This window comes from Candidatus Poribacteria bacterium (assembly GCA_021295755.1).
In the GTDB taxonomy this organism is placed as follows: Bacteria; Poribacteria; WGA-4E; order WGA-4E; family PCPOR2b; genus PCPOR2b.
In genome coordinates this window covers 2,584-14,542 of the sequence record JAGWBT010000093.1, presented here as the reverse complement: position 1 = coordinate 14,542, position 11,959 = coordinate 2,584, and the positions used below count along the sequence as shown (strand labels likewise).

At 50.0% G+C, this 11,959-nt stretch carries 13 protein-coding genes; 11 read left to right on the top strand and 2 right to left on the bottom strand.

Features of this window, described 5'->3' with window-relative positions; all coding sequences use genetic code 11:
- Nucleotides 1-71 precede the first annotated feature (71 nt).
- Genes J4G02_14130 through J4G02_14120 form a run of 3 tightly spaced genes read left to right on the top strand, consistent with a single transcriptional unit; the run spans nt 72 to nt 2,338 of the window.
- The gene (locus tag J4G02_14130; GenBank protein ID MCE2395713.1) at nt 72-770 is read left to right on the top strand and encodes a M50 family metallopeptidase; all 699 of its coding nucleotides are present in this window, start codon (nt 72-74) and stop codon (nt 768-770) included.
- 3 nt (nt 771-773) lie between these two features.
- Complete coding sequence (locus J4G02_14125) at nt 774-1,286, top strand: tRNA methyltransferase (protein MCE2395712.1); 513 nt, start codon at nt 774-776, stop codon at nt 1,284-1,286.
- A 32-nt stretch (nt 1,287-1,318) separates the two neighbouring features.
- Nucleotides 1,319-2,338: a Gfo/Idh/MocA family oxidoreductase gene (locus J4G02_14120; GenBank protein MCE2395711.1), complete on the top strand. Its 1,020-nt coding sequence runs from the start codon at nt 1,319-1,321 to the stop codon at nt 2,336-2,338.
- A 47-nt stretch (nt 2,339-2,385) separates the two neighbouring features.
- Here the strand turns inward: J4G02_14120 and J4G02_14115 are convergent, their stop codons facing one another.
- Entirely contained in the window at nt 2,386-3,423 is a 1,038-nt protein-coding gene (locus J4G02_14115; protein ID MCE2395710.1) for a hypothetical protein, read from the bottom strand.
- Between the two features lie 84 nt (nt 3,424-3,507).
- Here J4G02_14115 and J4G02_14110 point away from each other — a divergent pair, with 84 nt between their 5' ends.
- The 5 genes from J4G02_14110 to J4G02_14090 all read left to right on the top strand — a co-directional run bounded on the left by J4G02_14110 (nt 3,508) and on the right by J4G02_14090 (nt 6,384).
- On the top strand, nt 3,508-3,867 hold the full coding sequence (locus J4G02_14110) for a hypothetical protein (protein ID MCE2395709.1): 360 nt from the start codon (nt 3,508-3,510) through the stop codon (nt 3,865-3,867).
- Between the two features lie 104 nt (nt 3,868-3,971).
- Nucleotides 3,972-4,163: a type II toxin-antitoxin system HicB family antitoxin gene (locus J4G02_14105; GenBank protein ID MCE2395708.1), complete on the top strand. Its 192-nt coding sequence runs from the start codon at nt 3,972-3,974 to the stop codon at nt 4,161-4,163.
- Entirely contained in the window at nt 4,160-4,339 is a 180-nt protein-coding gene (locus tag J4G02_14100) for a type II toxin-antitoxin system HicA family toxin (GenBank protein MCE2395707.1), read from the top strand. The genes J4G02_14105 and J4G02_14100 overlap by 4 nt, the downstream gene beginning before the upstream one ends.
- 34 nt (nt 4,340-4,373) lie before the next feature.
- Nucleotides 4,374-5,171, top strand: coding sequence for an SUMF1/EgtB/PvdO family nonheme iron enzyme (locus J4G02_14095; protein MCE2395706.1), 798 nt, complete (start codon nt 4,374-4,376; stop codon nt 5,169-5,171).
- 157 nt (nt 5,172-5,328) lie between these two features.
- Complete coding sequence (locus tag J4G02_14090) at nt 5,329-6,384, top strand: Ldh family oxidoreductase (protein MCE2395705.1); 1,056 nt, start codon at nt 5,329-5,331, stop codon at nt 6,382-6,384.
- 3 nt (nt 6,385-6,387) lie between these two features.
- Here J4G02_14090 and J4G02_14085 read toward each other — a convergent pair whose 3' ends face one another.
- Nucleotides 6,388-7,857 carry a DUF4159 domain-containing protein gene (locus tag J4G02_14085; protein MCE2395704.1) on the bottom strand — a complete coding sequence of 490 codons (1,470 nt, stop codon included), beginning with the start codon at nt 7,855-7,857 and terminating at the stop codon, nt 6,388-6,390.
- A 318-nt stretch (nt 7,858-8,175) separates the two neighbouring features.
- On the opposite strand from J4G02_14085, the gene J4G02_14080 reads away from it, so the two are divergent.
- The 3 genes from J4G02_14080 to J4G02_14070 all read left to right on the top strand — a co-directional run bounded on the left by J4G02_14080 (nt 8,176) and on the right by J4G02_14070 (nt 11,795).
- Nucleotides 8,176-9,534: a CCA tRNA nucleotidyltransferase gene (locus tag J4G02_14080; GenBank protein MCE2395703.1), complete on the top strand. Its 1,359-nt coding sequence runs from the start codon at nt 8,176-8,178 to the stop codon at nt 9,532-9,534.
- Nucleotides 9,535-9,717: 183 nt separating this feature from the next.
- Nucleotides 9,718-10,803 carry a Gfo/Idh/MocA family oxidoreductase gene (locus J4G02_14075; protein MCE2395702.1) on the top strand — a complete coding sequence of 362 codons (1,086 nt, stop codon included), beginning with the start codon at nt 9,718-9,720 and terminating at the stop codon, nt 10,801-10,803.
- Between the two features lie 50 nt (nt 10,804-10,853).
- Nucleotides 10,854-11,795, top strand: a complete 942-nt coding sequence (locus J4G02_14070; GenBank protein ID MCE2395701.1) for a PmoA family protein — start codon at nt 10,854-10,856, stop codon at nt 11,793-11,795.
- The last annotated feature ends 164 nt before the right edge of the window (nt 11,796-11,959 follow it).

Genomic DNA, 11,959 nt, shown 5'->3' with positions numbered 1-11,959 from the left:
ATTGATGCGAATACTTGGCAAATATAGCACATCCACCCCTGAATATCAACTAAAAGTTCACGAAAGCAAATATGATCATAAAATTCTTTAAACGATTAGACATTCGCTTGATCGGTATTTTCATCGTCATCGCTTTTCTGTGGAATACAGAGTTTGTTTATCCACTCAAGATCTTTGTCGTTTTTATGCACGAAGTCAGTCATGGCCTAGCAGCGCTCGCGACAGGTGGTAGTATCAAAGAGATTCAGGTTGTTCAGCAAGAGGGTGGACATGCGATCACGGCAGGCGGTTCACGTTTCTGGACACTCACCGCCGGCTATCTTGGGAGCCTAATGTGGGGTGGATTAATTCTGATACTCGCGGCGAGGACGCACTTGGGTAAATTAATCAGCGCCGTTATCGGTATAGGTATGATCCTTATTTCAGTTTTCTATCTGCGAAACAGTTTCGGTTTTCTTTTCGGCGTTGGATTCGGCGGGATACTGATTCTTGTAGGCAGATTTCTTCCAGAGTCGATTAATGAGTGGCTGCTACGAGTTATTGGCTTGACCAGTTGTCTTTATGCGATTCTCGACATCAAGAGCGATATTATAGACCGTTCCCATCTCCGATCCGATGCCCGTATGCTCCACGAAGAGGTAACACCGTATATTCCAACCATTGTGTGGGGCGTTTTATGGATGGCGATTGCAATAGTTGTGACACTTTGTGTTCTTTACATTGCCGGCAAAGACAGGGAGAAACCCGAGGTATTGGAGGAGGGAGATTGAGTCTTGAAACAGTTACGTGGCAAACCGCTCAAGGATTTTCTCAAACAGGCGTCGCGTCCGAATAAAGAACTGATTTTTATATTGCAGGATGTCGAAGATCCGGTCAACGTTGGATCTGCGTTTCGGATTGCGGACGCAACCGGTGTGCGCCAACTCATTTTGACAGGGATTAGCGCACGTCCGCCGCACCCGCTGATTCGGAAGGTCGGACGGGGCAGAGATCGACGGGTGAAGTGGAGTTATGTGGAACAGGCAGCGGACGCAATTTTTGACCTCAAAGCGCGGGGTTATGTTAGTTGTGCACTGGAGATAACCGCAGCATCTGTGCCGTACAATGAGACCGAATATCCCGATAAGCTCTGTCTAATCGTTGGACATGAGGACCACGGGGTGACAAAGCGAACCCTCGCTACCTGCGATATGACAATCTATATTCCGATGTATGGTAAGGGGGCTTCGCTGAACGTTCATGTGTCGCTGGGAATCGCTGCATATCATATCTTGCACAGTCATTGAAATGGGATTTATCTGTTCCTAGGAGGAGATTGATGGACCTAAAGGTTGGCGTTGTGGGGCTAGGGCGTGGGCGTGTATACCTAGACCGTTTTTCGGATCAAACTCAAGCGGGGGTGGTCGCGGTGTGCGATGCAGACACATCTCGATTGGAAGCGACTGACTGCCCGGTCGATGCGTCAAGATACACGAATTATGAGGAATTCCTGAGACACGATCTGGATATCGTGGTCATCTGCACGGAGATGCCGCAACATGCTGACCACACAATCGCCGCATTGGAAGGTGGGAAGCACGTCCTCTGTGAAGTACCGGCGGCATACACACTCTCAGAGTGTGAGGCGGTTGTTCAAACTGTCGAAAAGACAGGCTTGAAATATATGCTCGCTGAGAACTGCTGCTATAGCGACATGCACCTCGCATGGAAGGAGCAGATTCGTGACGGCGAACTTGGGAAAATTATCTACGCCGAAGCCGAATATATTCACGACTGCCGAGGCATGATGCGGCGTGAGGACGGGACGTTGACGTGGCGAGCTAAGATGCCGCCAATCCAATACTGTACACATAGCCTTGGCCCTCTACTTTTCCTGATGGAAGATCGGTGCATAGCGGCGACCGGGTTAAATACCGGCTCTAACATCGCACCGGATCTCGGCGTAATTGACCTTGAGGTTGGGCTGTTTCAGATGGAAAGCGGCGCGGTCATCAAGATTCTGTGTGGCTTCTCGATTGAACGCTACCCGGCATTTCATTGGTATGTCGTCTACGGCACAAAGGGCGCGTTAGAAAGCAAACGCCAATATAAGGAGATAGTGAGTGGATACTTCCGGGGAATCGCTCCCGACCGAGAGATGACCCCCTTCACAAGTGACGACAGTGGTCACGGAGTCGCTGAGAGCAGAATTGTTGACGGGTTCATGGAATCTATCCTGAACGATACGAAGCCGCCAATTGATGTTTACGAAGCGATGGATTACACTGCGCCGGGGATTTGTGCACATCTCTCTGCTGAAAGAGATGGAGCGGTTGTGCCGGTGCCCGATTATCGGTGAACCCGTTGTGTAGGGAACGCAGATCTGCGTTCCCTGCTAAGATTATTTCATGCCTTTTCAAACGCTACAATATCCCGATGGATCCTACCGGAGATCCGCTCACGTAGGTCAACATCCGCGAAACGCTGGCGAAATCCGTGTCTCCGAATCAGATCAAGCACTGTTTCGCGTGGCAATGTGTTTAAGTTATAAGCCACCACAACCGTCCTACTCGGCTTGAGTAAACGTTTCCAACTTGGTAGGGCGGCATCTAGCAGCTCATCTAACGAGATTGGGTTAAGTTTTTCGTTTCGGCTTCCGGCCCGGACACCGTAAGGAAAATCTGTGATTAAACTATCGAATTGCTGATTAGGTAGATGCCGATGTGCCTCTCGCGTATCGCCATTGATGATCTGATATCGGTTTTGGGAAGAACCGTGCGTCATGAAAAGATGGCGTGTTCCATCGTGGGATTCCTCAAAACGCCGCCCGAGGCGCTGCAAGAGTTTTCGGAGGTTCTCGGCACTCCGCTTCGAGGCGGTTGGAGAAATCTCTAGCGTCGCACCATCAATCCCTCTTAACACGCACTCGAAAAGTGTCTGCCCGTAGCCACCCATTGGATCTAGCACACTCTCAACGAGTCTCGTGTTACAACTGAGATTCAGCATCGCACGAATCAGGTATGGAGACTGCCTCGCCGGAGACTGATAATCAAACGCCTGTGGCGCGATTGTGGCAATCCAGTCTTTGTCGAGCGTGAGGATCGGCTGGTAGACACCAGATTCAACGAAGGCACAGAAAGCATCGTAATCCTTCCGTAGAATCTCCGCTACCTGCCGGTCTCGATCAGCCTCCCCCTCCTCCCAGACGAGCGTGTTGATCTGCGTCAGAAAGGTCATCCACCGGCACCGGTCGATTTCTTCGGGTGTTAATTCTCCCACATGCCAAACGATGCTTCCCGGCGGGTAGATCTCCGGCGTCGCAACCTCGACGACACGGGGTAGCAGATTCACAATTTCGGCCTCAGACAACCGTCCAACGATTCCCTCATGACCGCTGACCTGCTTGTATTGGAAGTAGTGAACTGATATAGGATCTATGGACATTTTCATTGGGTGAAAAAAGAATTGACAGAAACCGAAAGCGCGTATTAGAGTATATCCAATTGAGATTCTTAGGAGAACTGATAGATGCGTCAACCCGTCGTTTGGATTTCAGTGGTATTGGTAGTTGGTTTAATGGTAATTATAACCGTTTCACTGGTAAGGATGCCACAGGCGACCCCGAAAATCTATCCGGCGGACAAGGGGCCCAACTTTATCGAGATGTCTAACTATCCGCCAGAGATGCAGGAAAACTATAAGCTGTTCGAGCGAAAATGTAGTCGTTGCCATACTCTCGCCCGCCCAATTAACTCAGAATTTACCGCGGAGGTGTGGCGCAAATATGTCTACAAAATGATGCGGAAACCGGGGTCGGGTTTGACGCCGAAAACCGCGGAACCGATTATTCAGTTTCTGATTTACGATTCACAAACACGAAGAAAGTGAGAGCCAAATGCTAACTAGATCACAGACTCAAGACATCACAGCATTGCCATGATGCCAATTCTCACACTTTAACAAATACCATGTTATCAATCGGAGATGCAACCATGAAACCTAAAATGACAATGGTCTACTGGAAATCAGACAAATTCTGGTTAGGAAAACTCCTTGAACACCCAGAAATAATGACGCAAGGGGAAACTCTTGAGGAATTGGAAGAAAATATAAAAGACGCCTATCTTTTAATGGCTATGGATGATGTGCCTGAAGAATATGAGGTAAAAGAAATCGCAATATGAAGCGAAGACAGTTTGTCCGGCAGCTATTGAAAGAGGGATGTGTTATGTTAAGACATGGTGCAAAACATGACATTTATCTTAATCCTGAAACGGGACAGAGACAACCCGTTCCAAGGCATTCCGAGATTGATGAAAGATTGGCAAGGCATATAAGAAAGCAGTTGGGGCTGCGGTAATTTTCATATAACACTTATTTTTGAAGGAACTACGATGCTGGAACGTATAATCACAAAACCGGACGAAATGGAATGGGTCACCATCCCCGCAGGCAAGTTTATCATGGGATCGGATGGAACGCAGGAGCATCACATCAAGGAGCTTGACTCCGAATTTCCCGATGAGTGGCTTGCGCGTGAGCAGCCAGAACGAGAAGTCTATCTCTCCGAATACACCATTGCGAAATATACGGTGACCAACCGGCAATTCAAGGCGTTTGTCAATGACACCGGCTATCGGACAGAACGGGAGTTGGATGGACTCGGCAAATCGATCTGGTATAAGCTGCGAGAAGCACCACTTGAGGAACGGCTAGACCACCCCGTCGTGTGCGTAACGCGCAAGGACGCCCTCGCCTACTGTGAGTGGTTCAGCCGGGAAACGGGTGTCGAAATCGGTTTGCCGACCGAAGCGCAGTGGGAGAAAGCAGCGCGGGGCTGCGACGGAAGATTTTGGCCCTGGGGGAATGAATTCGATGAAGCTAAATGCAATATTACAGGGAAGGGAACAACGTCTGTGGGAAGCTATCCGCAGGGTGGGTCGCCTTACGGCGTCATGGATTGCGCCGCCAATGTTTGGGAGTGGTGCCACGACTGGTTTGCGACAGACTACTATCACCATGCCCCGTCTCATAATCCCCAAGGTCCTGATAGCGGTGAGTATTACGTGGTGCGCGGTGGTTCATGGTATCGCGGTCAAAGGAGTGCATGCAGCGTGCGAACCGCCGCCCGTTTTCGGCACTACATCGCGTGTTACACATTCGGCTTCCGTGTAGTTCGGCAAGTCGCTTAGTAAATCTTTGATTCACATCCGCGCGTCCCAGCTGCACCTAACTTTTTCAGATTGCAGATCACTTCAAGATTCTTAGTATGGAAAACCGGTTATCATTAGACTCAAAAATAGGATATTTTCACCCCTCCTATGATTTCTTTTGAGTTAAGGAGAAAATATGAATCAACAGAACAACAAGATCCGAATAAAATCTGAACCCTTTCGTCAGTTTACAAGCACCCTCTATCAAAGCGCTGGTGTTCCTAAAGCGGAGGCTGATGCCGTTGCCGGGATGCAGGTTGATACCGACGAGCGAGGTGTGTTTTCGCACGGGACCCGCGCGCTTCCCGGCTATGTGCGCGGCATTCTCAACGGCGAGATTAATCCGAAGCCGACACCGCAGGTTCTAATGGACGCGCCGAGCACCGCGCTCGTTGATGCGGATAACAGTCTTGGGCATGTCGCCGGGATATACTCAATGAATATGGCGATTGAAAAAGCTGAGACCACAGGGTTCGCATCGGTTGCGGTTCGCAATAGCAACCATTACGGCGCAGCGGCGTGTTTCGCGATGATGGCGTTACCGAAGGGAATGATCGGCTTCAGCACTACCAAAACGGGTGGGGCAAGTGTCGTACCGCATGGTGGGATGTCGGGACTGCTCGGTAATCATCCTGTTAGTTACGCGATACCGACTAAAACAGAGCTGCCGATTGTGTTGGATATGGCGGTTGGGCAGATTGCGTGGGGCCATGTCGGAACGTATGCGATGGAGGGGAAACAGCTGCCGCCCGGCTATGTGTTGGACGCGGACGGTAAACCGACACAGGATCCAACTCAAGCGAGTGGGATGCTGCCCTTTGGTGGGTATAAAGGGCACGGTTTAGCGATTGTGATGAGCATCCTCAGCGGCGTGATGACCGGAGGACCGGCTGCCTGCAATCGGACGCCGGAGACACCGCCCGACCTAGCGAGACGGGGGCATTTCTTTTTTGCCATTAAAGTCAGCAATTTCTGTTCGTTAGACGAATTTACGGAAGCGGTGGATGCAGAGATTCGTACTGTCCGCAACGCTCCACGCGCCGAAGTCGTTGAACGAATCTATCTTCCCGGTGAACTTGAGTGGCTGCATCAGCAGGATGCGCTGCGTAACGGCATCCCGCTGCATCCAACGCACCTGAAATCATTGGCAGCACTCGCAGACGAATTGGGGGTCAAGGTTTTCTGGCGATGATGACTACGGTTTATACCCTGAACGGTCCGTATTTCCGCCGTATTTCATCGTATAAATGAGCAGATTTGTCATGAACCGATGGACATCTTTCGAGCGACGCATCCGCAACATGGTTCGACTACTGATCTCCACCGTCTCCATCGCACACAGATAGTCTTTGCGGTTATAGACGACGCCGAGCCGATTGTTAATAGTAACACCTTTTTGGTATTTGAACTTCGACAGTTTCGCTTTGTTTTCAGACTTCCAGAAAACATCGCCACCTGTCGGGGGCAGGGGAAGATCGTAGTAGATGCTATAGATTTTATGCGTGTGCATTAGGTTCTGCAGGGGATATTCGGGAAAGGTTCTATACAACTCATTAGCCACCGTTGCGGCGAGTAACCCGTTGAACCCGCAGTCGTCGTAAAATAGCATCCCACCCCGCTCTATGACATATTTCCGCAGCGCTGCCCGTTCTTCCGAGGTGAAGTGTGGTGCTAGCGTCGCTTTTTTACGATCCGGTGTGGCGAGATTGTGTCCAACAGCCATGTCCTTATCGTGTCCTGTCATGATAACCATCGGCGCATTAAGGATACGCGGATCCGTTAGATGAAGCGCCCCTCCTGCATATTTCATATCGGCGCGGAGGTTGGTATTATCTTCAAGCCACTTCGCAAAACTCGGTATCGCACTTGGATCTTGCCACCAGTCAGAAAGGGAGTGTTTAAGCCGAACTAGGCGAATATGCCCGCGAATGTCCATACCTTCTCCCTCCAGAATTGCTCCTAAGCGATCTTCAGGGACTAGCTTTTCATCCGACAACTCGAGCGCTTCATCTGGAGCGAGTGCCAAATCTGAGCCTGAATCTGAAGATGTGCCTCCCTTCTCTTCTCCATACGTGCGTCCAATAATTGGAGCACTCGCACCTCTTCCACTACCAGAACGGGTATAACTGCCCCTGTCAAGCGTGCGTCCTGTCGAGGGGTCAGGGAGAAGCGTTTCCGTATCGCCGCGTTGCTGCGTCTCTACTTCGCCAACTCCCAAACTTTGGAGCACATCCGATTCTAACGGAGGCGGTTCTTGGGTATTGGTATCTGAAAGTACCGGCACTATCACCTTTGCCTGCGTGGGCACTGTCCTTGTATCGTTTTGGGCTTTCGCTGCTTCGATTGGGCGGGTCTTGACCAATGTACGAGCTGGTGGCGGCAATTCAATCCACTCAACGTGGATGACGTCGTCTTCTACGATATGCTGTCGAATCGATTGTATGACAAAAAACGCAGTGACTAGATGCAATATGAGGGCGATAGCCAATGCGGACCGGCGCCGTCGTCGACGCACGGCCCGGCGCCCACTATGCTGTATATTAAATTCCGGTAAGTGCCTGATTGCTTGCCGTCTGCTTTCTTGGCTTTTTATCCACGTTTTTGAGAGACGGGAGCTGATGCGAACCCGTGGTAAGTCTTTGGGTGCTTGCTTTTGTCCTTGCACTGTGCGCCCTTTCCGAACAGGATTGGCTCATGAGCCCATTGTTCGCTTTTTTGCTCTTAACATTTTTCCTCTCTGAATCGGAGATGACAGGAAAATGTGGTGGGACAATTATGAGGATTTTACCCTATATTTCATCGCTCAGCTCTGAATGTGAAGAGACAATCTATTTTATTTCGCCAACAACGCAGGTGCTTGTTCCGGAAAAAATCACGTACAAATTGTTATAATTCTAATGGTTGCACACAATGATACCAACGACCATCAGTTTTTGGCAAATTAAATTTGTAGCCAATCGTCCAATATTGAAATATTAACAAGATGCAATCTATTCCAAGCATATCCTTACGTCAAAATCTACCGCAGCCACAGCTAATCCATCAACTCCATACGTTCGCGGAAAAGCGAGGGGTCCAACTCTACCTCGTCGGCGGTTCCGTCCGAGCCTTGCTGCTTAATCAGTCTATCACAGATCTTGATTTCGCGCTTGCTGATAATGCGATTGTTTTTGCCAAGGCCTTTGCGGATAAAATTGGCGAGGCGTTTGTAAGATTAGAGGAACAGCCACCGACAGCACGGATTGTCATCAGGGAAACACGACTCACTTTAGATTTCGCCGGATTTCGTGCCGAGACTTTGGAGGCAGATTTGCGGCTGCGCGATTTGACAATCAACGCAATGGCACTGGATCTTTCGTCACTCTTGGCAAAACCGGCGGTGAATTTGATAGATCCGTGCGGCGGTTTCTGCGATCTCAAGGAGCAAACGTTGCGTTTTGCAAGCGAAGGGGTGGTAATAGATGATCCGCTGCGGTTGCTGAGGGTATACCGTTTTGCGGCGCAGTTGGGGTTTGAAATCCCTGAACCGACAATCGATCTCATTCGCCGACATAGAAATCGGTTACCACAAGTTTCATCTGAACGCATTCGCGATGAATTGATTAAGATATTAACTGTTCAAAACGCAGCCCCTTATCTGCGCCACATGGCTGAAACACGTCTCCTTTCGGAAATTATCCCAGAAATTGAGGAGTTGGGGCAGAACACACTTGATCACTCGCTGTTCGGTCTCGAAATGTTTGAGACCGAACCGACACCAGATCCACTCCTATCATATCAACCGCAGATTGAGGCATACCTGTGTGAAGAACTGATCTATGATCTATGCCGACGCCAGATTCTTAAGCTAGCTATTTTACTACACAAAGGTGGGACAGAAATGGCTGTCCGAATAATGAATCGTTTGCGGCTCGGCAGAAAAGCCGCACAGTTGATGCGCTGCCTTGTACAGAATCACCTGTCCTTGATGGCTTTGATCGATACTGACGATCAAATAGAGCGTCGGACGACGATTCGTTTCTTAAGGGACACCGGAGACGACTGGTTAGGTGTCCTTTTGTTATTTTATGCAAATCTCCGATCATCACAGGAGAATATACACAAGACCGATGAAATGATGAAGCAGATCGCAGATCTTTATCATTACGAAATTGGTCCAATAATAGAGCGCGGCAAATTAATCACCGGTGACGATATCTTACGAACCTTTGGGATGATGCCCGGCCCCAAAATTGGGCGTATTTTGAGGCATGTTGAAGACCTCCAGTTTGAGGGACAGATCCGTACACCAGAGGAGGCACTGGAAGCAGCACGCACATTTTTGGAAAGCTGCGGGACGTGAATATGCCCCGTTAATTATAGCCAAATCGCCATCTATAAATATAACAGTGTCCACAGACCACACAAGCGCCAGAAACCGAGTTTTTGTCAAAAACTCGGTTTCTCTATTCTGCTATCCATACGCTTTGGGATTTTAGCACATCTCGCCCAAAAGGACAATTTTTAATCGCACGGAGACTTAGCTATGCAACAGATTGAACTACACCCAGAGGATTACCTTCCGGCAGCCCCACCACAGGAGATTGTAGAACGCTACGGTATCGCCATCGTTGGCTGTGGGAACATCGCCAGGAACACACATCTGCCCGCCTATCATAAGTTCGGATATCGCGTCGTTGCGGCTTGCGATGTTATTGAGGAGAAAGCGCGAGCGGTTGCCGAAGAATACAGTATCCCCTTCTGGACGACCAATATTGAAGCGATAATTGATCGGCGTGATGTCGATATTGTTGATCTCGCAGTGCGCCCGGAAGATCGCTTGGCAGCGGTGGAGCAGTTGGCACCCGCCGGTAAGCACATTCTTTCTCAAAAGCCGCTAGCACCGACGCTAGCGGAAGCGGAACGCATTGTGGAGGTATGTGAGGCAGCCGGTATCACACTGATGATCAACCAGCAAGCACGTTGGGCACCGTATCACACCGCGATGAAGGTACTGATTGACCGTGGCTGTCTCGGTCACCTATACAGTGTCCTACACGTCCACCGCCAATGCCAAGACACCATCGATTCTACGTGGCTGACGACTCCCGATCTCACTATCATAGATAACGGGATTCATTACGTTGATCTCTCCCGCTACTTTACCGGTCGGACGCCGCGATGGGTGAAAACAACAACCACCCGTGTTCCGGGTCAGTATGCGATGGACCCGATGATTTACTCAATCCTTTGCGAATATGAACCGGCTGACCTGATGTCTACACTGCATTTCAATAACATCGCGCCGGCGCTTCACCATAGCCCGTATTTGTGGCACATTGATGGCACAGATGCCTCCGCTTCGATTGCCCGGTATGGGCCTCTCCGAGATGGACGGACGGAACTCACCATCTCGTTCAAAGTGGATCCTGACCGGCGGCAGATATTTCATATTCACGGCAGCTGGTTTCCCGATGCGTGGGGCGGTACGATGGGCGAGATGCAACGTGCGCTTGCAGCAGGTGTCGAACCGCAAGTCTCCGGGCGAGATAACTTGAACTCGATTCGGATCACCAATGCAGCGGTTGAATCGTCCAAGACCGGTCAAACGGTAGCAATTCCACCTGAATAAATAATGCACAGTTGAGCAAGAAAACTCAACCAAAAATAGAGAGGGAAAAAATGGAGCATTTCCACGTCGATATACATCAACGCCCTGAACCCAAGTCAATTGCGCCCCGGTTTACAAGCGTCAAGATTCGTTGGAAGGGACGCGCGATAACCGATTTGACTCAGGGCATTCACCGGTGTTATCTGTTCCCGGTATACTCCCCTGCGGGTGTATCCCTGACGTCTGAAAGCCCGGTAGATCACCCACACCACAATTCCATCACCGTCAGTGCTGATGTCTTTTTTGTTCAGTTGCCGCCACTCTCTCCAGCGATTTCTACATTAGTAGAGGAGGCAACGTATAACTTTTACGTCAACAACATCTTCCAAGGGCGCGCCCCGGGTAGAATTTGGGTCGTTGGGGTTGACAGCGAGGAAATTTCTGAGAACCATCTCCGGGTCGTGCAGCGTATTCAATGGCAAGGTCCTGAAGAGTGGGGTGCACCGGCGGACATTGGTCGTCGGGTATTGGCTGAGGAGACGCGGACCATCGACATCTATCCGGGCGAAGTTGCTAACGTCATAGATATCCGGTCCCAGCTGAGACCAACTGACTGGGATGTCACCATTGGCACGACGCGCCACGCTTATTTTACGATTCGGATGGCAGATGAGCTGCGTCCCACCAATGGCGGCACACTAATTGATTCGGAAGGCAGGGTTGGTCAGCAAGCGGTCTGCAACCAGCTTGCAGACTGGGTTGATATATCGGGGCCCGCGGTGGGTGCTCAAAAAGCAGGGATAACTGTGATTCCACACGCCTCCACCACTGGCATCGAATGGTTCTGTTTCGACTACGGGACGATGCTGGTGAATCCATTTATGAGAGAGAAGGGGATTCTGAATCGAGGCGATGAACTAGATCTCGGAATACGAATCTTGGCTCACGATGGAGATGCTACAGAGGCAGATGTGGCGGATCTGTATGCAGCGTTCAAAGACGAAGGGAAATAGTCGAATCCGACATAAGTTACCATCTGTTGCCTCGTTGTTTTTTTTGTCGGTTCATTAGGGCGTGTTGACATTTGAAAATTGAGCCAATTTTGATGGGCTTCGGACGCATTACCCCAGTGATTTAAGACAAATGGAACGGAGAGCTCCGTTCCCTACGAAATATA